We start from the raw sequence: 26,154 nt of genomic DNA on the forward strand, positions 1-26,154 counted from the left end.
TTAACTTTTTTGATCAAAGGGAGTGCTATTATGTCTCAAATAACATCCGCAGCCCATGATAAGGCAGCGACTAACCGTAACATATTTCTCTTCTTCAGCAGCAAGCTGGTCTCTGTTCTCGGCTCCAGTATGTACACCTTCGTAGCTGGTCTGTTCATTCTGAATGAGACTGGGTCAGGGAGCAGCTTCGCCGTTACACTGCTGTGCGGGCTGCTGCCCGGTATCCTGCTGGCCCCCTTCGCCGGTGTGCTCGCCGACAGAGTTAACCGCCGCAGGCTGCTGATCGGCTCGGACCTGGCCAGTGCCCTGATTATGTCCCTGGCCTTTCTATTCGTCTCGCTGGAGGGAATGTCCCTATGGACTATCTATCTGTCGCTCATTCTATTATCTATCTGCTCTACCTTCTATAGTATCTCAGTCTCCTCCTCGATGATGATGCTTGTAGACAGCGGCTCCGTCCAGCGGGCCGGATCACTGAATCAGATTGCCGGATCGGCTGGGCACCTGCTGGCTCCGATTCTCGCCGGTCTTCTGTATGCCTTCCTTCCCCTTCAGGATTTCATGCTGCTGAACGCGGCAGGCTTCACCGTTTCGACCGTGATGGGCTGCATGCTGAGATACAAGCCGATTCCACGGCTTCATGCTGCCCTTGAACCTGCCGAAGCCGCTGGCCCCCAGCCGCTCCGCGAACGTCTGGGCACTGCTGTTAACGGGGTACGCACGAATCTGAAGGAAGGCTTCGCTTATGTGATCCGCCGTCCGGTCCTCCGCTCCCTGATGGGGATTGTGTTCTGGATTAATTTCTTCGTCGTCGCCCTGAATGTTGTGCTGCCCTACGTTGCAGTACAGACACTCGGACTCTCCTCGAAGCAATATGGAGTCCTCGAAGCGATGCTGGCGGCAGGCGTACTGCTGATGTCGCTGCTGCTTGCTATACTTCCCCAGAGCAAGAGTCCGGTGAGGCCGATCCTCGGAGGCTTAAGCGCGCTGGGAGTGTTATTCCTCGCACTGGCGGTTCCGCTGCTGCTGCATTTCACTCCGAAGGCCACCTTCCTTCTCTTCCTGCCGCTGCTCCTGCTTGTCGGTATCATGATTATGGTCATCAATATTCCGATCCAGGTATATCTGCAGCAGACCACCGAGGAGGAGTATCGTGGACGCGTATTCGGGCTGGTGGAGGGCATCGCCGGTTCCATCGCTCCGCTCGGAATGCTGCTCTATGGAGTCCTCCTCGACCGGATTCCCGGCTCGTTCATTCTGCTCGTCTCCGGTGCAGCTATTCTGGCGGTCACGCTGGCCGGACAGAGAGGTCTTGTCCGCAGCAGTGCCGCTGATCAACAGGCCGCTCAGGGGAAGACAGAGCAGGCGGGGGCCTGAATGTCTGAATTGACCATAGCTGGCAAGCTGTCCAATTGATACGCTTAACGCAGCAGAATCTAATCAAGGAGGCGGAACGTTATATGTACGCGCACCACAGGCAGACGCTGGAGAAGCTGGCGGAGAAGCTGGAGCAAGACCCTGCTTGTCTGGCGGCAATCACCAGCGGATCTGTAGCCAAGGGAACCGCCAGCGAGTCCTCGGATGTGGATGTTCATCTGGTCTTCACCGATGAAGCCTATGCGGAATATGAGCAGAACGGCAGGCTCTCCTACGTGGACCGGGAAGTCAGCACCTATGAAGGCGGATATGCCGATATCAAGGTGATCAACCGCCGGTTTCTGGAGCTTGCCGCCCGGCGCGGCAATGAGCCGACGAGGTATGCTTTTACCGGTGCAGAGGTATTATTCTCCAGAATCCCGGAGCTGAATGAGCTCGTGGCCCGGATTCCCGTCTATCCCGAGGAGAACCGCGAGCGTAATTTGCGGGAATTCTGCGCCCAGATCTACCTGTACGGGCTGTATTTCGCCAAGGAAGCGGGCCAAAAAAATGACGCCTACCTGCTCGCTCATACGGCGGTCCAACTGGTGTTTTTTAGCGGACGGATGATTCTGGCGTATAACCGCCTGCTTTTTCCAAGCCCTAAAGGTCTGCTGGATGCTGTCGATGCTGCGGAAGCCCAGCCGAAGAATTTCCGTACACTGGCAACAGAGCTGCTGCAATCGCCCAGTGCACATAAGAGTGTGCGCTTCGCCGCGAAGATGCTGACTTTCTATAATCATGGCTTGTCCTTCGAGCAGGCACTCGGGATCTATGTGCTGAACAACGAGCGTGCCTGGATGGAGCAGCCTCCTTCCTTACAGGACCGCTAGTGTAGACAGACATTCATATTCGGCATACTTACTGGAACCTCCAGCGGAATAGTGGAACAGCAAAAAGCGTCCCCCACAAAGGGAGTCGCTGTTTGCTGTTGCTGGAAGCAGCTGCTGTCAATGGTCTCACTCTGCTAGCACAATCGCTATAGTGGAAGCACCTCAGAGACCCGGCGCCGCTGTGCCTCAGCCATGATCCGGGCTTGCAGCTGCACCCGTTCCCAGGTAGCACTCAGGCCCTCGGCCTGCTGCCCGCTCATGATCGCTGCAAAAGCCTCCAGCTGGCCCACATAATAGTTCAGCGGTTCGAATTCGCATAGGGTGGTACGGTTGTCCGGCAGATCATGCCGGATTTTGAGCTTATAGAACCCCTTGATCGGCCGGAAGAAATCGGGGACCGTCAGCACGGTATGGTCGAAATACAGGATATGCGAGGCCCGGAATGGCAGCTCAAAGGAAGTGAGACACTCGGCCCTCAGCCCGTTCTTGTATTGCAACGCCGCCTGAAAGGTCCAATCGCAGCCATCCGGCCCGTCAAAGGCCGACTGCGCCAGGATCTCCTCCGGCTGTAGACCAGCAAGGGTCTGCACGAACTGCAACCAATAGCAGCCAAGATCGGCAAAAGCACCTCCGCCCTTCCCCCTGACACTCCGGTAATTGCCGGCATGCCTGTTCTTGGCAGGAACGGAGATTCGGGTGCTGATCCTGCGCAGCGCGCCGAATTCGCCCGAATCGACGATGCCCTTCAGCGCCTGCTGCCAGGGGTGACAGGCAATCATCAGCCCCTCGGTGAGCTTCGGGGCTGCAGGGTTGTCCTTCGCCAGCCTTAACTGTTCCGCTTCTTCAGGATGGAGACAGATCGGCTTTTCCACCAAGACATGCTTGCCCGCATTCAAGGCCCGGATCGCCCACTGCGTATGAAGCTCATTGCTGAGCGCAATATATACTCCATCCAGATCGTCCAGCTCCAGCAACTCGTCCAGACTAGCCGCCACATAGGGAATTTGGTACGCCTCGGCCATAGCCTCCGCTTTCGCCAAGGTACGGTTGGCAATCGCATTGATCTTCACCTTGTCCACTATCCGTGCCGGCTCCAGCATCGCTGGAACCGCAATACTCGAGGCGCCCAGAATGCCGAGCTTATAGCTTGGCTCCTCTACCACACTGCTCATATCTGAGCCAGCGCAGCATAGGTGTTGAGGTACAGCACATTACATTTGGAGCAGGCCGGGGACAGGCCTTCGTCCAGAATCCGCCGCAGCCGGTCATAGCGCGCTGAATTCCATATTTCGGTGAGCGAGTATTCATTCACATTGCCAATCGCCAGCTCGCCAAAAAATTTACAGGCACTCACCATCCCGTTCGGGGCAATATCCACCCGGGTGCTGAGTGCCAGACATTTGGAGGTACTGCGGGATGCCATCGGCTTCCCGGCCACGAAATCCTCAATCTCATCAAAATCGAGACCCGGCTGGTAGCGGATTCGGGTATTGTGCCAGGTATTGCTGTTAATCCGCCGCAGATCTTCGGTCAGCCTGGTGATATTCTCCGGCTTGATATGGTATTTGAACGCATGCCAGCTGCTCCGGTGATCCGGCGGAAGCTCGGCCAGCCACTGGAAGTGTTCATTGTAGAAGCGGTCCATCGCAAAACTGGTGTCTTCCGAGATATACCATGGGAAGCAGAGCAGGACCAGATCGACGCCTTTTTGCTCAAAAAACTCCACCAGCTCATATAATCTCCCGATCATATTGTCGTTGATCACATTATGCACTGAGATCCGGCCGCGGAAGCGGCCCTGCTCGCGCAGCTCCAGCAAACGGTCAACGGCGTCGATGACCTTCTGGAACGAATTCTTGCCGCGCAGGAAATCATGCTCCTCCTGGAACCCCTCGATCGGGATCAGCAGCTCCAGATTGTCCGAGATTGCACACAGTTCCTCCTCGAACTTAGGGATCATGTAGGCATTGGTACAGATCGTAGTATCGCGGGGATGCTCCTTAAGAAGGTCCAGAATCTCCTTGGCCTGCCGGTGAAACAGCGGCTCGCCTCCCCATAAATACAGGCGGGACTGCGCTTCATCCGTCTCCTCCAGCAGCCTCTGGATCATTCCCAGATCCATATCCAGATTCTGCTCAGCGGTATCCATATCATGATGGTAGCCGGATTCATTCCATTGATAGCAATGCTTGCAGCGCAGATTGCAGCGGTTGGTCAGCTTGAGGGACATAATCTCTGGCATCACTGTCTTGAAGCCGGGATCATGCTTGCGTTCCCTGTGCGGAACCACCACATTCTTGATCGTACGTTTCAATGCCTCGAAGGACTGCTCGTCCAGGCTCACTCTGCTGGTTGGTTGCATTAGCTTCTCCCTCCTGCTGTGGATAATTGTTCGGCATAGCTTGCCGCATAATCCGGGTATTGACCTCTAGCGGCTCTGAGATTATTCGCCAGCTTGCGAAGTACATCATCATCATATCCTGACTCGGCCCACTCCCCGTAAGTAATACCGTAACCAAGCCCGACCCACAGATCACTGTTGATCTTCTCATGCGGGCCGAAGGGGTCGAGCAGCACCAGCGGTGTGCCCGAAGCCAGGGAATCTATCAAAGCGCCGCCGCCCGGCTTGCTGATGACTGCGGACGCCTGCCGGATGACTCCGTACATCCCTTCCCCGTAGCTCTGACAGGGCGGGAAACGCTCTGTCCGGTTACCGGTTACCTCTGCAAACGGCGGGAAGGTATACTGCCCGCTGTCATCCTTCGTCCAGGTCCGCCACTGCGGATCATTCATATAATAACGTCTGCCGCGGACAGGCCCGCCGATCTCCTCAATGCTGTAAGCGGCAATATCCAGCTCGTACCCCGCCGACTCCAGCGCGTCAAATTTCTCGCGGAAGGTTCCGATTCCCCAGCCGCCCCCATGAACGACCAGCCGCCCGTTCCTCGCCGCAGCAGGCAGTGCTTTCCCAGATCCGGCATCGATGCTGCACAGAATCTCCTGCATCCCGGGATCATACATACTTACTTCATGGTAGCCTTCCGCGTAAGCCGGATTCAGCTTGCGCAGATTCTTCCACGATGGCGACAGGTCAGCGTCAATATACAGCAGGTCAGCATACACGCTTACCCCCGCCAGCTCACGGTACTGGTCCATAACATGCACCCAATGCCCGGACAAGACGATGAAGTGCTGCCGTTCCTCCTGCTTCCATTGCTGCAGCAAATGCTCAACGGCTGCGGGATCAAGGCTGTTTCTTATATCGGACGGTATTTTCTGTGAGGTCAGGGCGACAGCAAAGCTCTGCTGGTATGCCCTGCGGCTGTTGTCTGTCTGCTCCTTTTTGTGGTCAGGCATTAAGGCCTCAAACACTTCAACCTCTGCCTGAAGGCCCATCGCTGTGAACTTCCGTTCCAGCAGCAGACCAGGGACATAGAAGCCCAGGCCAAAGCCTGAGCATAGAATCGTCACGGTGTTATTCATTGGGGGGTTCCTTTCTTTATCGCAGGATAGTATAGCCTGTGCGCATGAGAGACTCATCCAGCGTACGGATGAGGCTCTGCTTGCTGTCTTCACTCCGGTAAGTCAAGGCTGCATACAGCTTGCCCTTCGTGGAACCGGCAGCACGGGAAGGGTCCAGCGGCTGGAGCGCGCTAGAGGTCAAGGGCATCACACCTTCACCTGCCCGCAGCGAGAATAAAATCCCCGTCTCCTCCATCCGCTCCAGCAGCTCCTCATAATGAACCTTGCCCATAGCCGCCAGCGGTACCTGTATCAGGCATGTGTGCATACCTTCCTGCTTGAACCGGCGGTCTACATGATGCTTGATCAGACTCATCGACTTGCGGGCATTGATCTCTACCAGAGGCGCCAGGCTTCCGTCACGCAGCAGCATGGAATCAACACACACCTCACCGTAATATCCGTCAGCGTGCAGCTCCCGGCCTATGCTGTGCATGGTCTCCCAGTAGCCTTCCTTGTCCAGCTTGTCCAGCAGAGACGGCTGCGGGGAGCGGGATTCTCCGAAGGCGAAGCCCTGGTTCACCAGCTGCTGGGCAGACAAAAGGGTGACCCGGCCTTCCGGATCAATCTGAAACTGGCAGGAGAAGTCTGTCTCCCGGTCCAGCAGAGGCTCAAGGACAAACCGGATTCTTTTCCCCTGATTGCGGCTCGATTCCAGATGCCCGGCCATCCGGCGCAGCATACGCTCTGAATCCACCAGCTGATTCCCTTTACCGGATACCCCATACTCATCCTTGATCAGAAAAGCTCCCTTCTCCAGCAGTGCTTGTCCCGATTGCAGCAGCTCCTCCAGACTATCGACCACTAACGCAATATTCGGCAGCCCCAGCCGGTCACGCATCGCTGTAGAATAGCTCTTGGTATTCACCGCCCGTACAATCTCTTCATCAGGCAACGTAGGCAAAAGCTTGTACCGGCTAACCGCCTCCTGTGTCCCGGGAAGCACGGCGAAGGGCTCCAGCAGCGCTCCTTCCGGTATTAAGCGGTCCGGTTCCTGCCCGGCGTCCATCCGGCCCAGCAATTCAAATATATTCAGCGCCGCCTGTGCGGGAACAGACTCCACTGTCTCCAGGCGGAGCGCATCCATATTGGTGCTGAAAGCATAACCGAGCGATTGAAGATAGTCATATTGTGCCCGGTTCATCCCCTGGCGGGTTAAGAGCACATCGCCGCTCCCGCAAAAGACAAACAGCATTTCATCCATCGCCTGCACGATAGCCAGCGCCTTCGCATCGGGAATGGCCGGCAAGGAGGCCAGATCCTCCTCCCGCCAGTACCGCTCCGACTCCAGGCTGCCGCAGTGCACAGCATTCCTCATCATACGGCAAGCCCGGCGACATAAGCGGAGAACCGGTCCACTGATTTCAGATGCTCCAGATCAAAGGTGTCGAAATCTACCTCTATATTGAATTCATCCTCGATTCTCAGAATAAAATTAATGATCTGCAGGGAGTCAAGTGCGGCGTCCAGGGTCAGGTCAGAAGCTCCGCTGAGCGTCTGAAGCAAACCTGGTTCCTCCTTGATTTCGGCAATAATCTCAATGACTTTTTGCTGCATGTGTCTACCCCTTTCAGGTTGCGGAATTGGAATGAATAGCATGAATATACCAAATTTTAAGTTGTTAATATATGGTTGAATGCGCCAAAATATTGAGATATACTAGGGTGGATTCCAGTCATCCAACATAAGGAAGCAGGAAACGGAGGTTTGTTTATGGAAGCTTTTCCGGTATTTACGGGGGATTATTTATTCGACTCCTCTTCACCCGTACAAATGCTCCTGACTCAAAATACGGTCACTTCCGTACGTCATCAGCACGATTTCGTAGAGCTGGCCTACGTGGTTCAAGGGACAGGCATTCATCTGGCAGGTGAGGATAAAATGCAGGTGGTGCAGGGGGATGTTCTAGTGATTCCGCCGGGGATATCCCATGTCTTTCATCCGCAGGATCTGAGCGGTACCGAGCCGCTGCTGATCCTGAATTGTATGCTCAGGCCCGGGCTAGACAGTGTGCTCAGAGAGCTGCCGGGTCCCTTATCCGAAGAGGTCCTCTTGCCGCTGCTTAAGCTTCTGGAGGTGCGGCAATGGTTCGGATACAGGGAGAAGAATAAGGAAATCCTTTTCCTGCTCGGGCGGCTGCAGGGGATGCTGAACTCTGGCCCGCTTATGGATGAGCAGCGGCTATACCCGCCGCTGCTGGAGCTGGCCAAGCTGATTATGCCCGCAGCAGACACTCCCTTCGCCGAACGCCCGGGACCGCAGTATGACCCGCTGCATGATGTCCTCCTATATATGATCAGTAACTATAGTGAGCGGATCACGCTGAATGAGATGAGCCGCCAGCTTGCGGTGAGCTCCCGCCAGTTCCAGCGGCTGCTTAAGAATAAGACCGGCAGGTCCTACATCCAGATCTTCCAGGAGATCCGGATGAAATACAGCTGTATCCTGCTCCTGTTCACGAAGCTTGGCGTCCAGTCCGTGGCCCTTGAGGTCGGCATTTACGACATGAAATACTTCTACCGGCTCTTCCGCCAATTCAGCGGCATGACTCCCGCTTCTTATCGCGACCGGCTGCACAGCCACTTCTGCTCGGCGAAGGAGATGATGAGCAGTGTTGAACATTGCTCCTGTTAAAAGTACCCACTACCCTAAGCTGCGCAGCTGTATTGATGATTGCATCCAGTCTGTAGCACAGTGGCAGGGACTGGACAGCAAAGGCATGTACGGCGATGCCTGGCAGATGTTCCTGGATGAGCCGCAAGCCCCGGACCAGCCTTTGATTGAGCGGATACGGCTGCCCCGGATCAATACCGGCTATCTGTCCGCGTATCATGGCCTTACCTTCAGTTATATAGAACGGACTGAACCGGCAATGGATAGAAGCTATATGCTTGACCTGCTGGAGAATCAGCTGTCCTCAGGCATGCCGGTTCTGGTTGGCTTCGATTCCTATGACTGTCCCTGGTGTGTAGCCTACCGCAGGCTGCATACGAGCCATGCCTGTCTTGCCGTGGGCCTGGACAGGGAGAAGAGTCTGATCTATCTAACGGATGCTTACTATGGTAAGGATCTTGAAGTGATAGATTTCAGCATCCTTGAAGGGGCCTGTCATTTCTATGCCTTATTCGGGCGGTGCGAAGTCTCCCGTTCCTGCTCAGATTGGCAGACGATTCTTCAAGAGGTGCTTACCAGCCCTGCCCAACAGATTCGGCCGGATCAAGTGGGCGTCCAGCTCAGGGCGTATGCCCAGGCCTATCTGGAAATAGGGATACAGCCTGATAACTCACCCGAAGCCAGTTCGGCCTTCAAAATCTATGCCAACGCCTTGCCGATCAGCCGAATCCGGTTCAGCCAATTCCTGCAGCTGCTGGAGCGGGAAGGCCCGGCGCCTGCTCTCTCCCGGGCGGCTGAAGACTACCGTCAGGCAGGCGAGCAGTGGGATCTGATCAATCAGTTCATGATTAAGGGGATGTGCTCGGGCAACAAGCCCGCCGCGCGGGTGAAGCTTCACAGGAATATGTGTGAGATCATCCGCCTGGAAGAACAGCTTCTGGAGGAACTGGTAGATTTGGCTATGACTACGCAGCCTAGCAGATAGCTCCTCTACTATACAAAACAAATAGAGCAGCGGCCCCCAACCGGGAACCGCTGCTCTGCTCTTGTTAACCTAACTATACTGCTACTTGCGCACCGAGAGGACGAATCGCTCCAGCGCGCTTATATCCGTAATGCTCTGATTGCAGCCCTGATTATCCAAACATACGTACTGGCCCACGGAAGCAAAATTATCTGCCGCCGCCAGCTCCGGCTTGGTCTTGACGGTCAGGAAGGCAAGCTCCTGCTGCCGGTTGCAGAACAGGCAGTAGCCCTTCTTATGCATCGGCAGCATCCGGCCTTCCACACCAATGAACTGCCCTTCATGCGGATAGACGATGAACAGCTTGTTCGTGGCGATGTCCGCCCAGGCCAGATACGTGACATAACGGAAATCAAACGACTGCAGGTCAGGCAGCTTCATCTTTTTATTCTTGGGAAACAGCTTCTGAATCTGCTTCAGCGTAATCGGCGGAAACGGCTCCAGATAAGGCTCCAGCCCGCTGGTATACTGCTGGAAGTCCTCGGCCTTCTCGAAGGTGGAGATGGCCCGCAGCATCTGCTCCTGCTCGGCGGTCAGTGAAGCGAAGGCCCCCGTCACGTTGAGCTCGGCGCTGTATCTTACGGTCTCCAGGACACGGCGGTCCGCTACCGAACGCAGTGTTTTCAGCACAAAATCCGCTTGTTTCTTAATATAATTATATTGATGGTTTCTAATAAATGTTGGTTTCACAGCTCTTCAGCCCCTTATTATTATTGATTACAGCAATAAGGTGCAGAGCCTGCGATTAGAAACGATATATCTGTTTGGGCGATCAAGATTGTCCTGCCGCGCCCCACGCAAAGTATCGCCCCGGATCAGGCTCTGCATGAGGACTCCCTAGCTAATGAGCAATTCGTTGCCATCCGTGTAACCCCCTATCAACTAACCTGCCAAAATTATAGCAGGAAATTACGGTCGGAACAATTCCAATTGTTATAGGTGTGCACAGCAGATGCCCTGGGATGACGGCGGATGGTGGAGCCGGTTTTTACTGTTTATTTTATAGCAGAAGGGTATTAAAAGATTCGGCATCCAGCTCCAGCTTGTAATGCGTGCCGTCATTCGAGAGGGTAACCGTCCGCGATTCCTTGAACGGATTGGCAATGACGAGGACCCGCCTGCCCTCCGGCGTCTCGAAGGCGACTGCATTTCCGGTCCATTTGCCCTTGAGGCCGATTCGGCTGGAGCCGGGCCCCACGAAATGGGCGAAATGCTTCATGACATAAAACTCGGGATTATACACGGCCTTAACGCCGCCCGGATCTACAGTAATCATGGAGTTCTGTTCCCATCCCCACGTACTACGCCCCTTAGGCAGCAACACCATATTCCAGTAGATATACGCGTTCACGCCGTTAGTGAAATAATGCTGATACAGATTAAATACATATTTGGCATAAAACCAGGTGTTCTCCCCGTCCCCGCATTCGTTCTCCGTCTGCATATAACGCAGTTCAGGATAAGCCTGTACCGTACGCTGGATGCCGTATTTGCCTGCCCACTGGTAGCCGACTCCCTTTACATACTTGTAAGCTTCAGGATCACTTAATACCGTATGGGCATAGGCATCGAAGCTGCTGTCCTTCTTCTTCATCCACTCGTCCCAAGGCTCCGGCGCGTTGATCGTGCCCAGCCAGATCTCCGTAGCAAGTCCATGCTGTTCAAAAGCCGGCCCCAGATAATCCCGGATGAATTCCAGCAGTTGCCCGCCGGTCCATACGCAGGAAGGGAATTTCTGATCGGCCACCACTTCGTTCTGTACATGTACCTGATGAATGGTAATTCCCTCTTCAGCATACGCCTGGACGAACTTCACAAAGTAGAGCGCATAGGCCTCCAGAATATCCTTCTCCCAGCGCAAGGTGCCGTAATTGTAGACGCGCGGGAATTTCATCCACGTTGGCGGACTCCAGGGGGAGGCGAATAATTTCAGCTCCGGGTTCAGCTTGAGAGCCTCGCGGATATAGGGGATCAGATACTTGCGGTCCCGCTCGATAGAGAAATGCTCCATGGCGTAATCGCCGTCGGTCTCATTCAGGCTGTACCATTCCAGGGCATAGTCGCTGGCCCCGATCGGCAGGCGGCAAATACTGAATCGCTGATCCCCTTCCGGGTGAAACAGCGAATGCAGCACAGCGCTTCTGTCCTCGTCTGTGAGGAGATTGAGCGCCTCGAACCCCAGCTCATTGAAGCATCCGCCGAACCCTTCGATATTCTGATGCAATTGTCCGGTGAACGCCAGATCCACTGCTTCGGCAGTGGTGGCTTCCAGGGGATGGGATACCCAAGGCTCATTTTCTGTACTCGATATCCATACTTGTCCTGTCACGTCCACGCTTATGCCTCCTAATGCTGTAGATGTTCTCCAGTGCTATGTTTATTTAATAATCATAACGCCCCAAGCACCAAGCGTAAGTTCTTCATCCTGCGCTACTGCATTGCCGGACAACAGCTCCTGACCGGCTTCGTACGGATATTTGAAGCTGAGCGGCTGGGCTGAGTAGTTGTAGTAGTAACGAATAGTGCGGCCTTGCCGGTTCACACCGGACTTCACGATGAGCGGGAACGACAGCTGCTGGTCCGCTCCCCATAACCCGGCCAACTGGAGCGTATCGCGCAGGATCTCCGCAAGTGCGGCAGGTCCGGTCATGCAGCCGATGTAGGTGGCTGTTCCTTCGCCGAAGGTATTTCGGGTGACCGCCGCATATTCGCCCCACTGGGGATGATCGTAGCTGGCCAGCACCTCCGCTGAACCGGGAACAATCATCTCCATCCAGGTGCGGACGGTGTGAACACCTGCTGCGGCTCCCTCAGGGAACAGCTTGCCGGTAAGTCCCGTAACCTCATTGGGCGTGGCAAAATGACTGTAAGCAATCCCGCAGGCCTCATGTATGATCCCAGGCTGTGCCGTATGACGAACCTTCACCTGTTCATCGGTGAACCCGCTCTTGAAGGAATAGACCACATGGCCGCCGCTGTGAACGTAGTCATTCAATTGCTGAAGCGCCTCATCCGAGACAGCGTATAACGAAGGAACCACAACCAGCTCATACTCACTGAGGCGCGGGCTGCCCGGCTGGATGAAATCGCAGGCGATGTTCATTTTATAGAGCTCATCGTACATCCAGCGGACCACATCATTATAGATCAATCCTCCCGGCAGCTTGAACCATTCAATCGCCGACAGCGCTTCATTGCTGACCATAACGGCCACCTTACTGGTCTTCTTCAGTCCGATCAGCTGGTCGCTTAACCGCTTGAAGTCCGCGCCGATAGTCATAGCTTCCTTATACACCGGGTTAGGCAGGAAGTCATGGCTGAGCAGCCCCTTCCAGTAGGTCTCGAAGGAGTTATGAATCGAATGCCAATGCCAGTAAGCGACCATCGAAGCCCCTGAGCCCAGATGGCTGAATGCCAGCTGCCGCAGCTGTCCTGGATATGGCGTCCACTCCGGGAACGCTTGCGCCTGCGTCTCCAGCACAAAGTAATTATCCTGCTTCAGCGAGCGGATCAGATCTCCCCCGAAGGCAATCTCGGCACCGGTCAGCTGGTCCTGGGACGGATGATAAATATCTGTACCGGCAATGTCAAAAGGCTGCGAAGCCGCAAAGTGGTCTACCGAAGGCTGAACACCGAAGGAATAGCCCCGCCACTCGAAATCGAAGTTATGTGTGGTGAACTGCCCCGGCTGCTTATACTCATTCACAATTCCGACCTGCCACGCCAGGAACTCATTCACCAGTCCCCGCTGGAACCGGGCGAATTCCGCACCCAGACTGCCGTTGATCGTCCCAACCATGGACGGGAAGTCCTCCCAGCTGTCGATCCGGTTACTCCAGTAATCCAGACCGAACTGGTGGTTGATGGCTTCGAGCGTTCCATAGTTTTCCCTCATGTATTTGACGAATCTAAGCTGGACGTTCGGTCCGGCCGTCTCATAATGCTTGGTCTCATTATCGATCTGGTAGCCAATCACCGCCGGATGCTTATGTACCACAGCCATCAGCTTGCGGATGATCCGCTCCGCGTAGAACAGATATGCCGGACTGGTGATATCCATAATCTGTCTGGCACCATATTTCCCTTCCCCGTTCACGGTGACAGCCAGCACCTCCGGGTGCTCCTTGACCATCCAGGCCGGAACCGCATAGGTAGGTGTTCCGACAATGACATGAATTCCGGCCTCATGCATCGCATCCAGCACTCTACGTACAGAGGAGAAGTCGAATACCCCGTTCTGCGGCTCATGTGTGCTCCAGGTGGATTCGGCAATCCGGACAGTATTAATGCCCGCATCCTTCATCATTTGGATGTCCTGCGCAAGACGGTCATAAGGCATGTATTCATCATAATAAGCAACGCCGTATAACAAGTGATCCATTATAATCCTCCTAAGAGTTTTGATAGCATACACATCCTGAATCTCTTCGCAAATCTGGCTCGGAAGCATACGCTTAGAGTTTTGATAGCATACGCTTAGAGTTTGGTCCGCTTTAAGATCAGCCTTTTACCGCGCCCGCTGTCACGCCCTTGGTAATCTGTTCGTTGAAGATGGCGTAGATGACAATAGCCGGGATCGATGTCAGCACCATGACCGCAAATTGTGAGCCGTAGTCTGAGGAATACTGGCCGGCGAAGTTCATGACCGAGAAGGGCAGCGTCTTCAGCGCATCCTTACTCAGGAAGGTTGATGCCATAATGAATTCATTCCAGCAGTTCAGGAACGTTGTAACGATGACCGTAACCAGTGCAGGCGCGGTAAGCGGTGCAATGATCTGGAAGACAATCCGGTAAATATTCGCGCCGTCTACCACAGCGGACTCTTCCATTGCTCTAGGAATGCTGCGCATGAAGCCGGTCAGGATGAAGGTTCCCAGCGGTACAGACACTGCAGTGTATGGCAGGATCAGCCCGAGATAGGAATTCGTCAAGCCCAGCGCCTTGAAGATGGCAAAGTTAGGCAACAGGGTCGCATGAATCGGAATCATAATCCCCAGCAGGATAATGGTGAAGAAGACTGAGCGCAGCTTCCACTGCATCCGGGTAAAGGCATAGCCGAGCGTAAGGGACAGAATCACCGTTAACAGAATGGTTACGGAGGTAACGAAGGCGCTGTTAATGAAGTAGCGCAGGAATTTGCCGTCCACCCAGGCATTGATATAGTTCTGCCACTGGGGGTCACTCGGCCATTTCAGGACGCTGGAGGAGTAGAATTCATTGCTGCTGAGGAATGAGAAATCTACCAGCCAGATGAGCGGGAACAGCTGAACCAGGGCGACGATCAGGAAGAACACCCATAGTATGGTTTTTGTGCTTTTTGTCATGGTGATTCCTCCTTAGAATTCCGTCGCATCACTGCGGGTCAGTTTGTTGCTGAGATAGGTGGCAAGCAGGCAGACAATGATGAACAGAATCGAGATGGCGTTGGCATAACCATATTGGCTGGCCGAGAACGCCTTGTTATAGAGATACACGGCCAAGAATTGGGTGGAATCGCCGGGACCGCCGTTAGTGGTCAGGAACACGGTCTCCATCTGTTTCAAGGCGGTAATCATAGCCAAAGTAATCTGCACCGTAATAACCGGTGACAGCAGCGGAACGGTAATCCGCCAGTGCAATCGGAAGCCGGAGGCTCCGTCCAGTGAAGCGGCTTCATACATATCATCGGGAATGCCTTTGAGTCCTGCATAATAGAACAGCAATCCCCAGCCGAAGCCGGCCCAGATCAGGATGAATAACATGGAGACGAGTGCAGTGCTGCTGTCCCCCAGCCAAGCGTGCTTAAGGAAGCCGAGTCCCAGGGAATCCAGCATTTTGTTGAAGGCGCCGAAGGTCGGGTCAAGCAGGGATAACCACATTTTGGAGATAACGACTACAGAAATGACACATGGGATGAAGAAAATCGTTCTGAACCACTTCTCTGCCTTACCGCCCAGGCGGTCCAGCATAATGGCAAAAAAGATGGCAATCGGATGTTGGATCAGGATAAAGCCCAAACCGAGCAGTACGGCATTTCTAAGTGCCAGCCAGAACCTGGAATCGTGAAACAGCAGCTCTGTATAGTTGGCGAATCCGATGAATGCCGAGGGTGTTCCCGGAGACAAAGTGTCTCTGAACGAGTAATATGCGCTGAGCACAATTGGCACAAGAAAGGTCAGGGCGAACAGGAGAATCCCCGGAAAGACGAACAGAAAGATTGCCATTTTGTTGTTAAATACTTTTTGCATGGAACTCCAACTCCATCCTTAAGATTAGAGAGGGGCAAGAATGCTTCCCGCCCCGTCTCCTTTCATTCTCTATAGTGGTGATCTGTTATTGTGTTTCCGCAGCCTTTTGAAGATCGGCCAGCAGCTGCTGCGGTGTTGACCCGCCAGCGAAGAACTTGCCGAAGGCATTCTGTGCATCATCCTTGAACTTAGGTGTACCGGAGTCAAGGGCGATAGAACCCGCTGTGCTGGTAGCCCCTGTCAGAACTTCAGTCAGTTGCTTCTGCAGCTCGCTCTCTTTGCCGGTAAGCTCATATTTCTGTGCCGGTACAGCCGCTCCGGTATCCCATACAATCTTGGCCCATTGATCGGCAGACATCATATAATCGAAGAACTTCTTGGCTTCTTCAGGATGCTTCGAGCTGCTCACCAGTGAATATCCTCCGCCGTTCCAGGCCAAAAGATCGGTGTCCTTGCCTTTGCCGCCTTCGACAACCGGGAATTTCAGTACATTCACATTGTTGCGGAAGTCTTCCGGCAGCTTGTCATTCGTTGCCATCCCTGCTTCCCAGGAGCCCATATACCACATAGCAGCCCGGCCTTGCGTGAACAGGTTCTGGGAAGCGCCGTAGTCCGCTGTCATGAACGATTCCTGGAACAGCTTGGTGTCTCTGGCCTGGGCCAGCAGCTCAGCAGCTTTGGTGAAATTCTCATCGCCAGTGAAATTCTTCTTCTTCGCTACCGCATCCAGCATCAGGTTCTGATCGCCGGTGAGGCGTACGACAAGATCCTGGAAGAAGGCCGCAAAGCTCCACAGGTCCTTACCGTTCATCGACATCGGCTCAATGCCTTTGGCGCGGAACTGCTTGCCCGCTTCCAGCAGCTCGGCATAGGTGGTAGGAATCTTGATGCCGTTGTCATCGAACAGCTTTTTGTTATAATAGATCACTTCATAGTCACTGTTGCGGGGCAAGCCGTAGAGCTTGTCGTTAAAGGTGAATGATTTGTAGACGCCCGGCAGGAATTTGTAGGTGTCCCCTTCGTATTCTGCAGGGTTCAGCTCTTTCACATAGCCGGCTTGTACCAGCGTATTCAGCTCTGCTCCGCCGTGAACCATGGTCACATCCAGCGCTTCGTTGGAGGCCATGTACGCCTTCAGCTTGTTTTTGAACGGCTCCTCGGCGAGGGTCTCGATATCGATCTTGACATTGGGGTTCGCTTTGATATAGTTGTCGATTACCATTTGCTCTGCCAGCCCCTGGCCGGATTTACGGTCGGGAAGGTTTGAGAACAGACGCAGCGTTACTTCCTTGTCCGCAGAGCCGGTTGTACCGCCGTTCGTGCTGCTGCCTGCATTATTGTTCTTGTCATTGCCTCCTCCGCATGCGCTAAGCACCGAGACTGCCGCAAGGGCCGTAACCAGCAGTATATTACGTGTGGATTTTGAATTCATGACCATGTCATTTCCCCCTAATTGTTATTGATCGTGGGTTGCTTTCTTTGTTTCTGAACACATCGTACCAGAGCACTAGAGTCAGGGTCAGTAGAGAAAAAGAGAGTAATGTTGAAAATTGTCGACTTCGCTTGTCAGCTCCCTTGTGTATATTCGGCATTGCGCATAAGATAAAAATCAAAAAGGTTAGTGATCCTGTGCTGCGCTACTACTTGAATATGAACCTGCGATACAAGATAACGATTCTGATCTTCCTGCTGATCACCGGGGTGGCCTGCACACTGGGCGCATACTCCTATAAGATCTCCAAGCAGCAGATTATCAATAAGGTGAGCAATTCCAACCAGAGTGTGCTCAAGCAGATCGACAGTAATCTCGCTCGTATGCAAAAGACATTAGCCGACTGGGTCACGGTATTCAGCCTCGCTCCAGTCGTTCAGGACACTCTGCGGAGCAATACCCCGGATTCGGCGAAGATCGAGAACCAGCTCTATAACGGACCCACCGCGTCGATCATGAACCAGATGCTGGTGACCGGAAGCTTCGACTATCTGGCTCTGTACGGCAGCTTGTCCGAGCCGCTGTTTCAGGTTGCCACCGATGACAGCAGCGGTGCGTATAGTTTGAGCAAAATTACCTCAAATGATACTTATAAACAGACCGTTGCCTTAAACGGTGCCTCCTACTGGTTCCCGCTGACAGAAGAGAATAATGTATTCATTCAGACTAACCGTAATGACAAGCTCGGCATGACCCGGATTATCCGCGATATTGTGAACGGGAACCGGATCGGCTTTGTGTTCGTCGGCATTAATCTGGAGACCATCCGCAGAACCTATCTGACGAATCTGTATGACAAGGATCACGGCATCCTCATTCTGAGTGAACGGGGCACGCAGCTGCTGTCGGCAGGCAAAGAGACCTATAGTCCCGAAGCCATAGACTTTGTGATGAAGCAGGCCAAGGCCGGCATACTATCCGGCAACACCATCGTCAGCCTGGAAGGCAAGGATACGCTGCTGAATTACAACATCAACGAGGATGGCTGGATCACCCTGTACAGTGTTCCGCTCCGTTCGTTGACCCAAGAGCTTAATTCCATCAAATCAGCAGTGCTCGTGATGGTATTAGCCAGCCTGGTGCTTAGTATTCCCCTGCTGATGTTCTTCTCCTCCTTCCTGACAGCGCCGATCAAGACGCTGCTGCTGTCAATGCGGCGCTTCCAGAACGGGCAGTTCGAGGAGAAGGTGGAGATCAAATATTGGGATGAGATCGGCCAGCTGAGCCGGGGCTACAATAATATGGTCGGCAACATCAAGGCGTTGGTGGACGATGCCTATCTGCTGAAGCTAAAGGAGCAGGAAGCGGAGCTGAAGGCTCTGCAATCGCAGATCAACCCCCATTTTCTCTACAATATGCTCGACACGATCTTCTGGGAGGCGGAGGCGGCAGGGCAGGACAAGATCAGCGAGATGGTGATCAACCTCTCCCGGCTGTTCCGGTTAAGTCTGAACCAGGGCAAGAGCTTCACCAGCGTAGCCAAGGAAAAAGAGCTGATTGAGCTGTATCTGTCGCTCCAGAAGATGCGGTTCCAGGAATCGCTCGAGTATGTGATCGACATTCCTGAGGAGCTCTACGCCTATGTCATCCTGAAGCTCAGCCTGCAGCCGTTCATTGAGAACGCGCTGATCCACGGCATTGAACGCAAGCGCGGCGGCGGACGGGTAAGCATCAGCGGACAACGGCGCGGAGAGAAGCTGATCTTCGTGATTGAGGATAACGGGAGCGGCATGAGCGAGGAGACGCTGCAAAAGATTCTTAGCATGCCTGATGAGACGGATGTCTACACGGCCCGGGATGTCGGTGGCTATGCGGTGCAGAATGTCCAGGCACGGCTGAAGCATTTTTATAAAGGTGACTATGCCTTGAACTATTCCAGTGTCCCCGGAGAAGGCACGCGGGTGGAGATCGTAGTTCCGGTGATTGTAACTGACATGCAAGAATAGACGAAGCCAGAGCGAATAAACAATACGAATACAGATTGGAGGGGATGTCTCTTGTATAATATGATTATTGTGGATGATGAGGAGCGGGCGCGGGTAGGCATAAAGACCCTGATTGACTGGCATTCGCACGGCATCCATATTGCAGGCGAAGCCAGAGACGGTCTTGAGGCACTTGAACTCCTGGATAGCTATGCCGTCGATATCATGCTAACGGATATCCGGATGCCGCAAATGGACGGACTGGAGTTAATCAAGGTTGTCTCCGAGAAATACCCCAGCGTCAAATCGGTCATTATGAGCGGATACGATGATTTCGCCTATGCCCAGCAAGCCATAAGATCCGGGGTCAGTAACTATCTGCTGAAGCCGAGCCGCCGGCAGGAGATTCTGAGCACGGTTCTGGCCATCACGGAGCAGATTCAATCGGAGAAGCTGGAGATTACCACGCTTGAGCATCTGCGGCAAGGGTTCCGGGAGAGTCTGCCCCTGCTGAAGGAGAAGACGTTAAGCCAGCTCATCCTCACTGAGAGTCCCGCGTATTCCCGGCTGCTGGCTAATCTGAAGATGAACCAGCTGGTTTTCCCCTATTTGCTGTACGGCATCATTCTGCTGCGCATCGACAATTTCCAGCTGCTGCATGAGAAGTATATGCATGAGGATACGGAGCTGCTGAAGTACGGGCTGAAGAATATCTGCGAGGAGTCGCTGCCGGAGACTGTACTCTGCGTTGCCTTCGAGCATCAGGACGATATTGTGCTAATTCTCAATATGGACGAGCTGCCGGATCAGGAGGAATTAAGCGGTTATATCCGGATTATTCAGGAGAATATCGCCAGCTTCCTGAAGTTCACCGTATCCGCCGGGATCGGAAGTATTGACAAGAATATTGAGCATCTGCGCCACTCGTTCGTGGAAGCCTGCCAGGCCCTGAATACAACCAACTACACCGGCATCGCTAAAATCGTGGAGTACAGCGGCGAATTCGATGCCGAGTCCTCTCAATCCTCCTATCCCCTGCATGAGGAGCAGGAGGTGCTGAAGGCGGTACGCGGCGGTTCTCCCGGGGACATCGCCGATAAGCTGACGTTGTTCAACGTAGCCCTGCAGCCTGAGACGGTGTCAAGGGACCAGGTGATCAAATCGAGCTTCGCCCTGTTCTTCGCCCTGTATAAATTATGTATTGAGAACAATGTCAACGTGAACAAGGTGTTCGGGCAGAATCTGACTGAGCTGATCCATGTCCTGTCCCGCTCCAGTCTGGATAACCTGTTCCAGTCGCTGCTGGAGACGGCCCAGCGGGTCAGTGAGCATCTGACGTCCAAGAAGAACAGCAACAAGCTGCTCGAAGCGGCCAAGAGCTATATCGGCGAGCACTTCATGAAGGATATCAACCGTGAGATTGTCGCCAGGGAGATCTATATTACCCCCGGTTATCTAAGCCTGCTGTTCAAGCAGCAGCTTAAGATCAGCTTCATCGATTATCTGCATAAGGTCCGTATTGAGCATGCCTGCCAGCTATTCAAAGATCCCGGAATGCGGATTGAGGATATCGCGCTGCAGTCCGGGTATAATGATACGAAATATTTCTATCAGGTGTTCAAAAAGTATAAAGGACTCACGCCCAATCAGTTCCGCAGCAATACGGAATAATGGATATTGTTCATACTGCCCGCCCTGCTCCCTGCACCGGATGCTTCATATACGTGCAGGGTGTGGGGCGGGTTTGTTTGGGGAGGTTGGATTGGGTCTGGCTTTTTCTTGTTTCAAGCTCCTCATTGGCTCACACGACGCACCCCGTCCAATTGTGATAGGTTTTTAACATACATTTTGGTCCATGCGCTGCTCCTAGCTCAATTGTGATCGGTTTTTCGATTACATTTGGTCCACGCGCTGCATCCAGGCCAATTGTGATCGGTTTTTCGATTACATTTGACCCACTCGCCGCATCCAGGCCAATTGTGATCGGTTTTTAACATACATTTTGGTCCACGAGCCTCGAAAGGCCAGCAGCCTCTCCAAAGGAAAGCTGCTGGCCTGCTTGTATGTTGGTGGCACTAAAGAGCCAATGTTGAGTTATTGACCGAAATTGCTGTACTATGACCAAAATGCTGTGTTTTCGCACCATATTTCTGCTCATTGCACCGGAATGCTGAGCTCTGTCCCGCCGGAGGTGAGTACAATAATACGCTCTCCATCAAGTTTAACATTGAGCAGCTCTTCAGGAGTCTGTTCCAGCATCAGGCCGAGTTCCTTTGCCCCATCTGCCAGCGGCGCAGATGAAGGGTCGCCGTACACAGCAGAAGCCAGCCAATGAACTCCAGGCTCCAGCGATGCCGTCAGGGTAGGCAGCACAGTCCGTGGATGAAGCAGGTTTGTGTTGGCATTCGGCGAGATTAGCTGAGCCTTGGTATAACCCATCAGCCCCCTGATGGCGCTTGTGCCCCATGGGGTCGCTGCCGCTGCGCCCATTCCGCTGAGCTGCTGAGCAGGCTCCGCCTCTTGACCCAACGCGAATCCGCCCTCGGCGGCATCCAGGGCACGGCCCGTCTCGATCCGGTGAATCCGGATATGCCACGGCAGACCCGCCACCACCCATGTGCGTACCTCAACATCAGCCCAAGGCTTCCAGACGGACCGCAGGACGTTGTCCGTAATCTCTGATTCCAGATTCTGCCGCCGAACGCGGTACAGATTGTCTCCGCCTTCGCTGAGCGCAAGCATGGAATCATAGGCTCCCTGCGGCAATCCCCATTCTGAGCGGGGAACGCTGAACCCGAAGCCTGTGGAATAGACGAATTTCTCGTATTTGGCCGAGGTATGGGTATGCTCATTGGTGGACAGATGCCCGCTGTTGAAGGCGGCCACATGACCGGAAGCCGGTTCGCGGACCAGAACCAGATGCGGCGGATGCTGCACCGTCACAGCCGGAAGCTCCGGCAGCGGCAGCTCCGGTTCGCTCCAGAACGGATGCTCCGCGCCGAGGGCAAGCGGCAGGAAGGTCTTCAGCGCCCAGTAAGGCGAGCCGGGAGCATTATAATTCTCCGCCATGACCAGATTCGGATACGTGTATCCGATGGTCAGCACGCCGGCTGCATCGAAGATAGGCTGGCGGAACCACCAGCGCAGGTTGCGCAGGACGATGCCTTTGACCACACCGGCAGAGAAGCCTTCCACCTCTGCATACGCCAAGGCGCTCCAGAAGGCAGACTGGGCGAACCGGTACGCCAGACTGCGGCCATAGGGAAGCGCAGCGCCATCCGGGGCGAACCAGCCTATAAATTCAGCGGCGAACAGCCGGGCGCGTTCTTTGAACAGACGGGAACGCTCCGGGTCTTCCCGTTCCATCAGCTTCGCATACAGCAGCGAATAGTAATGGATGGCGAAGGGCCCATAATAATCGCAGTGTCCGCCAACACCGTCACTGTACCAGCCTTCACCCAGATAAAACGCATCCATCCGTGCCAGATTTCTCTCCAGCTGCACCGCATCATAAGGCCGTCCTACCGTGCGGAAGCCGACATTCACCAGCACATTGAAGAACAGCCAGTTGCAGTCGTAGCAGGGACGGGAATTGATCTGGTTCAGCCAGCTGTATAGATGCTCCTGCTCCTGCGGAGCAAGCGGGGACCAGAGATGCTCCGGCACAGCCGCCAGAGCGAAGCCGAAGGCGGCCATCTCGACCAGACGCTGGTCATAGTCCCTTACATCACCCCAATATTCCTCATGGGCCGGATCGGTGCCGTGCCGGATGCCGTCCAGCACAGTGGCCCATAGCTCACTGTTCCCGCCTCCGGCGAGCAGTGGAATTAGTCCCCAGAGCACCCGGGAGAAGCCCTCCATTCCGGCGGTGGCTGACGGATAGCTCGCTCCCGTAATCCCGATCTCAAGCCTTGCGCTGCCTCTGCTATAGAGCGGCCGAAGCGGCTCTGTCAGCTGCTCAAGGGCAGCCAGCAGGTCGTCCCGGGTCTTCAGCGGATTGCTCTGAATCCCCAGCTTGCCCGTCGCCGGATCGCCTGTCCCCAGATTTCCAATCCCCCGAGTCATCTTGTTGTTCGTCATTATCGTACTCCTCCTACTCCCAATAGAACGGGCCTGCTCCCTTAATCCGGGCCAGTGTCTCAACATAGAAGAAATCCCCGTAGATCAGCGGCACATCAATGTTCCGGTCCTCAGGATAGTTACTGGTACCGTGAAGCAGCAGCCCCTGTTCGCCGGGATTGTCCCAAGTTCCGTAATTGCGGTAGAGAGATTCCGTGATTCTAAGCGCCCCGTTCCGGTAGACTTGAGCCTCTGATTCTTCCACCAGCCCGGCCAGCAGCAGCAGACCGCTTGCCGCGCAGGAACCGGCTGAAGTATCACGGATCTCCCCAACATCGCCGGGAGCGCGGAAATCCCAATGCGGCACCTGATCCTCCGGCAGCCGGGTCAGGAAGAAATGCGCAACCTGCTTGGACGCATGCAGGTAGCTAAGCTTGCCCGTATGGTGATAGGCCAGCGCCAGTCCGTAGAGCGCCCAAGCCGCCCCGCGCGACCAGGCCGATTCCGGCGCATAGCCCTGTCCGCCCAGCTTCTCTACCACTTCGCCCGTCTCCGGGTTGAAGTTGACAATATGATAGACGGAGCCGTCCGGCCGGATGAAATGCTCCAGCACCGTATCCATATGCGCCTCCGCGATATGCCGGTAACGCGGGTCTCCGGTGACTTCGGAGGCCCAGAACAGCAGGCTGGTGTTCATGCTGCAGTCAATAATGGCGACCCCGCTGTTGTCCTCACCTTCTCTCCAGGGATTCCAGGCCCGGATATAGCGGCCCTTCAGGTTGAAGCGGGCGGCAAGATAGTTGGCGGCCTTCAGCCCGCGGACCCGTGATTCTTCACTGCCCGTCAGCTTGTAATTGGCGACGCTGGTCAGCAGCCACATGAAGCCAAGGTCATGATCCAGCTTCACGTAGCCGTCCAGCACCTCATCCAGCCGCTCTTCGCAGCGCTCGGCTACTGCCTTCAGGCTCTCATCGCCGCTCCCGGCATAGAGCTGCCAGAGCATGCCCGGCCAGAAACCGGCAGTCCACCAGCTTGGCACTTCCAGGACATATTTGCCGCCTTGACTGGCATGCGGGAACTCCGCCCCGATGCTGATACTGTTCGTTCTCGTCTTCTCCAGTGCCTTACTCCAAGCCTCATCTACCCAAGCCTGATCTATGGTTCTGTTCATTTGAATCCCGCCTTTGTGTGAATGTTGTACCCGTGCCGTGCATCTTATATAAACTCAAAAGCAAACACCAATACCCCCTCTGCTCCGGGCTGGAGAACCTGAAAGTCCAGACTATGCCACACCTTGTCCTGGCCATAGTGATCCTGGTACACATGTGCGGTAATCTCAGGCCGGACGATCTGCGGATTATAGGTTACCTCAACGCCGCTCCCCTCAGCAGCTCCCGGCAGCCATACGCTCCCCGGTTCCCGCACCTCCGGTCTGCGCCACGTTACGAACCGTTCCGTCCAGCTTGCCGGAGCTCCGTCATAGCGGTAAGTGTCTGCCAGCTCCAGACGGGGCAGCTCCTCCTTATGCCAGACCAGCGAACGGACCAGGGATTGCAGTCCGGCTACCGGGTATGCCCGGGCCAGCTCCAGCATCAGCTCATCCTTCGCCTCCGCTGCCGATGCATACAGCACCGTTGCCTGGAACTCCCGTCCTGCCCCCTGGTACTGGCCGTCAATAATCGGCACGCTATGGCCTTGCGACCCGTTGCAGTCATAGCCGTAACGGCCGGCACCGAAATAGTCCGCCGTGTACTCTCCGCTGCCCAGATCAGCCGCGAAGATCTCCCCCCGGCCGCTCAGAATAAATTGGCCCAGGTCATTATGGTTATGCGGCTCGTCGTTATGGCCGCCCTTGGCCGCGAAGCCGAAAGCGCCCGCCCCAGAGACATGCCGCGATACGAGCCAAGCGGCATCGGGCAGATAGCTGCTGCCCGCCTCCCAGGACTCCCTCTCCTGCCCGGCTCTTGTCCAGATCAGATTGCGCAGAGCCGGTGCGAAGCGGCTGCAGTGATCCTCCGTGAACGGGGCGCGCAGCGCAGACGGCGGGCGCAGGACATCCGGATAGACGTCCGCCAGATAATGAGATAGTCCCATATGTACCCGCACCCGGGGCACTGTATCGGAGAAATTGGCGACATAGCTGCCGTCAATGAAGCATTGCTGCTGGAAGCGGGCGATCTGTGCCACCTTTTCCTGCTTGAACCAATCCAGCCGGCCTCCGCTTCTTGCACGGAGCAGATCGCTGTAATAAGTGAAATAGCCGAACCCGTAATTCCAGTAGCCCAGCCCCTCCTGGCAGGCCCCGTCTGCCCCGAAGCCCTGCAGATAATAATTCATGCTGCTCTCTGTCTTCAGCAAGATTTCCGCCAGCATGTCCTTGTCCTTCACAAGGAGCAGTGCAGCCGCACCCACAGAGCCCGCACAGACCGCCGCCCAATTGTGAGTGGAGGTCTCCCAGAAATAAGGGCCATGCGCAAGGAACGGCCGGAAGATTCTATTCTCCACCTCACTGCGTATCCGGGAGCGGAGCAGCAGCGGGAGACGCTCCCCGACCAGCAGCAGACATTCGCTTAAGGTAAAGCCCGTCTCGGCGGAGAACAGATCGATATGGCGGTTGATCTCAGCAGCCTCATGCTTCTCAGGAAGATGGGCGGGAACGCACCATGTGTACTCATCGCAGATCGCCCATAGAATATCTGTCAGTTGCTCCAGAGCTGCTGTGTTCTCCGGCTCCAGCAGACTTAGGAACACATACGTATTCAGCCTTCTTCTCCGTTCAAAATAAGGCCGCTCATACTCCAGTCTCGACCCCGTCTGCCGGAAAAGGGTAAACAGACTGTACGTCAGCAGCGGTATAGGCTGCCCTTCCAGCCTCCGTGCCTCTGCACGAATCTCACTGAGACTGGCTTGTAAAACTTGAGAAGATCCCGCCTCACTCCAAAAAGCGGCCGAATCCCCTTGCGGATAATATAAGCTGAGATCTGCCGGCTTCATGTTCTCTGCGATTGCCTTAAGTTCCTGTATGTTCATGCCTAAGCTCCCT

At 54.8% G+C, this 26,154-nt stretch carries 20 protein-coding genes; 6 read left to right on the forward strand and 14 right to left on the reverse strand.

Annotated elements, in window-relative coordinates:
* The first annotated feature begins 30 nt into the window (after nt 1-30).
* Nucleotides 31-1,377: an MFS transporter gene (locus NYE26_RS20650; protein WP_339249737.1), complete on the forward strand. Its 1,347-nt coding sequence runs from the start codon at nt 31-33 to the stop codon at nt 1,375-1,377.
* Nucleotides 1,378-1,460: 83 nt separating this feature from the next.
* The gene (locus NYE26_RS20655; RefSeq protein WP_339249739.1) at nt 1,461-2,249 is read left to right on the forward strand and encodes a nucleotidyltransferase domain-containing protein; all 789 of its coding nucleotides are present in this window, start codon (nt 1,461-1,463) and stop codon (nt 2,247-2,249) included.
* Nucleotides 2,250-2,395: 146 nt separating this feature from the next.
* On the opposite strand, the gene NYE26_RS20660 is transcribed toward NYE26_RS20655, so the two are convergent.
* From NYE26_RS20660 to NYE26_RS20680, 5 genes are read right to left on the reverse strand one after another with little or no spacing between them, the layout of a single operon-like run.
* Nucleotides 2,396-3,421: a Gfo/Idh/MocA family oxidoreductase gene (locus NYE26_RS20660; protein WP_339249741.1), complete on the reverse strand. Its 1,026-nt coding sequence runs from the start codon at nt 3,419-3,421 to the stop codon at nt 2,396-2,398.
* The gene (locus NYE26_RS20665) at nt 3,418-4,611 is read right to left on the reverse strand and encodes a radical SAM protein (protein WP_339249743.1); all 1,194 of its coding nucleotides are present in this window, start codon (nt 4,609-4,611) and stop codon (nt 3,418-3,420) included. Before NYE26_RS20665 ends, NYE26_RS20660 begins: the two co-directional genes overlap by 4 nt.
* On the reverse strand, nt 4,611-5,732 hold the full coding sequence (locus NYE26_RS20670; RefSeq protein WP_339249745.1) for a UDP-glucuronosyltransferase: 1,122 nt from the start codon (nt 5,730-5,732) through the stop codon (nt 4,611-4,613). Before NYE26_RS20670 ends, NYE26_RS20665 begins: the two co-directional genes overlap by 1 nt.
* 16 nt (nt 5,733-5,748) lie before the next feature.
* The gene (locus NYE26_RS20675; protein WP_339249747.1) at nt 5,749-7,092 is read right to left on the reverse strand and encodes a hypothetical protein; all 1,344 of its coding nucleotides are present in this window, start codon (nt 7,090-7,092) and stop codon (nt 5,749-5,751) included.
* Complete coding sequence (locus NYE26_RS20680) at nt 7,089-7,328, reverse strand: acyl carrier protein (RefSeq protein ID WP_339249749.1); 240 nt, start codon at nt 7,326-7,328, stop codon at nt 7,089-7,091. Before NYE26_RS20680 ends, NYE26_RS20675 begins: the two co-directional genes overlap by 4 nt.
* Before the next feature lie 156 nt (nt 7,329-7,484).
* Here NYE26_RS20680 and NYE26_RS20685 point away from each other — a divergent pair, with 156 nt between their 5' ends.
* A complete protein-coding gene (locus tag NYE26_RS20685) occupies nt 7,485-8,405 on the forward strand; it encodes an AraC family transcriptional regulator (RefSeq protein WP_339249751.1) in 921 nt (306 codons plus the stop codon).
* Nucleotides 8,383-9,369, forward strand: a complete 987-nt coding sequence (locus tag NYE26_RS20690) for a hypothetical protein (RefSeq protein ID WP_339249753.1) — start codon at nt 8,383-8,385, stop codon at nt 9,367-9,369. The genes NYE26_RS20685 and NYE26_RS20690 overlap by 23 nt, the downstream gene beginning before the upstream one ends.
* Nucleotides 9,370-9,450: 81 nt before the next feature.
* On the opposite strand, the gene NYE26_RS20695 is transcribed toward NYE26_RS20690, so the two are convergent.
* The 6 genes from NYE26_RS20695 to NYE26_RS20720 all read right to left on the reverse strand — a co-directional run bounded on the left by NYE26_RS20695 (nt 9,451) and on the right by NYE26_RS20720 (nt 17,073).
* Complete coding sequence (locus tag NYE26_RS20695; RefSeq protein WP_036731637.1) at nt 9,451-10,098, reverse strand: elongation factor G-binding protein; 648 nt, start codon at nt 10,096-10,098, stop codon at nt 9,451-9,453.
* 310 nt (nt 10,099-10,408) lie between these two features.
* Nucleotides 10,409-11,680: a glycoside hydrolase family 30 beta sandwich domain-containing protein gene (locus tag NYE26_RS20700; RefSeq protein ID WP_339257561.1), complete on the reverse strand. Its 1,272-nt coding sequence runs from the start codon at nt 11,678-11,680 to the stop codon at nt 10,409-10,411.
* Between the two features lie 105 nt (nt 11,681-11,785).
* Entirely contained in the window at nt 11,786-13,789 is a 2,004-nt protein-coding gene (locus NYE26_RS20705; RefSeq protein WP_339249756.1) for a beta-galactosidase, read from the reverse strand.
* A gap of 118 nt (nt 13,790-13,907) precedes the next feature.
* Entirely contained in the window at nt 13,908-14,732 is an 825-nt protein-coding gene (locus NYE26_RS20710) for a carbohydrate ABC transporter permease (RefSeq protein WP_036731633.1), read from the reverse strand.
* 12 nt (nt 14,733-14,744) lie between these two features.
* Nucleotides 14,745-15,635, reverse strand: a complete 891-nt coding sequence (locus tag NYE26_RS20715; RefSeq protein WP_036731631.1) for a sugar ABC transporter permease — start codon at nt 15,633-15,635, stop codon at nt 14,745-14,747.
* Nucleotides 15,636-15,720: 85 nt separating this feature from the next.
* Nucleotides 15,721-17,073, reverse strand: coding sequence for an extracellular solute-binding protein (locus tag NYE26_RS20720; RefSeq protein ID WP_339249759.1), 1,353 nt, complete (start codon nt 17,071-17,073; stop codon nt 15,721-15,723).
* 212 nt (nt 17,074-17,285) lie between these two features.
* On the opposite strand from NYE26_RS20720, the gene NYE26_RS20725 reads away from it, so the two are divergent.
* On the forward strand, nt 17,286-19,073 hold the full coding sequence (locus NYE26_RS20725) for a sensor histidine kinase (RefSeq protein ID WP_339249761.1): 1,788 nt from the start codon (nt 17,286-17,288) through the stop codon (nt 19,071-19,073).
* A gap of 60 nt (nt 19,074-19,133) precedes the next feature.
* Nucleotides 19,134-20,723, forward strand: coding sequence for a response regulator (locus NYE26_RS20730; RefSeq protein ID WP_339257563.1), 1,590 nt, complete (start codon nt 19,134-19,136; stop codon nt 20,721-20,723).
* A 483-nt stretch (nt 20,724-21,206) separates the two neighbouring features.
* Here NYE26_RS20730 and NYE26_RS20735 read toward each other — a convergent pair whose 3' ends face one another.
* From NYE26_RS20735 to NYE26_RS20745, 3 genes are read right to left on the reverse strand one after another with little or no spacing between them, the layout of a single operon-like run.
* A complete protein-coding gene (locus tag NYE26_RS20735; RefSeq protein WP_339257565.1) occupies nt 21,207-23,117 on the reverse strand; it encodes a DUF2264 domain-containing protein in 1,911 nt (636 codons plus the stop codon).
* Between the two features lie 28 nt (nt 23,118-23,145).
* Nucleotides 23,146-24,282, reverse strand: coding sequence for a glycoside hydrolase family 88 protein (locus tag NYE26_RS20740; protein ID WP_339249763.1), 1,137 nt, complete (start codon nt 24,280-24,282; stop codon nt 23,146-23,148).
* 44 nt (nt 24,283-24,326) lie between these two features.
* Entirely contained in the window at nt 24,327-26,141 is a 1,815-nt protein-coding gene (locus NYE26_RS20745; protein ID WP_339249765.1) for a hypothetical protein, read from the reverse strand.
* Between the last annotated feature and the right edge of the window lie 13 nt (nt 26,142-26,154).

The organism is Paenibacillus sp. FSL P2-0136 (assembly GCF_037975325.1).
Classification (GTDB): Bacteria; Bacillota; Bacilli; order Paenibacillales; family Paenibacillaceae; genus Paenibacillus_AQ; species Paenibacillus_AQ silagei.

Bases quoted from the DNA above. Each gene is read 5' to 3' on its own strand.
- NYE26_RS20650 (WP_339249737.1), top strand. From the start codon at position 31: ATGTCTCAAATAACATCCGCAGCCCATGATAAGGCAGCGACTAACCGT.
- NYE26_RS20655 (WP_339249739.1), top strand. From the start codon at position 1,461: ATGTACGCGCACCACAGGCAGACGCTGGAGAAGCTGGCGGAGAAGCTG.
- NYE26_RS20660 (WP_339249741.1), bottom strand. From the start codon at position 3,421: ATGAGCAGTGTGGTAGAGGAGCCAAGCTATAAGCTCGGCATTCTGGGC.
- NYE26_RS20665 (WP_339249743.1), bottom strand. From the start codon at position 4,611: ATGCAACCAACCAGCAGAGTGAGCCTGGACGAGCAGTCCTTCGAGGCA.
- NYE26_RS20670 (WP_339249745.1), bottom strand. From the start codon at position 5,732: ATGAATAACACCGTGACGATTCTATGCTCAGGCTTTGGCCTGGGCTTC.
- NYE26_RS20675 (WP_339249747.1), bottom strand. From the start codon at position 7,092: ATGATGAGGAATGCTGTGCACTGCGGCAGCCTGGAGTCGGAGCGGTAC.
- NYE26_RS20680 (WP_339249749.1), bottom strand. From the start codon at position 7,328: ATGCAGCAAAAAGTCATTGAGATTATTGCCGAAATCAAGGAGGAACCA.
- NYE26_RS20685 (WP_339249751.1), top strand. From the start codon at position 7,485: ATGGAAGCTTTTCCGGTATTTACGGGGGATTATTTATTCGACTCCTCT.
- NYE26_RS20705 (WP_339249756.1), bottom strand. From the start codon at position 13,789: ATGGATCACTTGTTATACGGCGTTGCTTATTATGATGAATACATGCCT.
- NYE26_RS20710 (WP_036731633.1), bottom strand. From the start codon at position 14,732: ATGACAAAAAGCACAAAAACCATACTATGGGTGTTCTTCCTGATCGTC.
- NYE26_RS20715 (WP_036731631.1), bottom strand. From the start codon at position 15,635: ATGCAAAAAGTATTTAACAACAAAATGGCAATCTTTCTGTTCGTCTTT.
- NYE26_RS20720 (WP_339249759.1), bottom strand. From the start codon at position 17,073: ATGGTCATGAATTCAAAATCCACACGTAATATACTGCTGGTTACGGCC.
- NYE26_RS20725 (WP_339249761.1), top strand. From the start codon at position 17,286: ATGAACCTGCGATACAAGATAACGATTCTGATCTTCCTGCTGATCACC.
- NYE26_RS20730 (WP_339257563.1), top strand. From the start codon at position 19,134: ATGATTATTGTGGATGATGAGGAGCGGGCGCGGGTAGGCATAAAGACC.
- NYE26_RS20735 (WP_339257565.1), bottom strand. From the start codon at position 23,117: ATGACTCGGGGGATTGGAAATCTGGGGACAGGCGATCCGGCGACGGGC.
- NYE26_RS20740 (WP_339249763.1), bottom strand. From the start codon at position 24,282: ATGAACAGAACCATAGATCAGGCTTGGGTAGATGAGGCTTGGAGTAAG.
- NYE26_RS20745 (WP_339249765.1), bottom strand. From the start codon at position 26,141: ATGAACATACAGGAACTTAAGGCAATCGCAGAGAACATGAAGCCGGCA.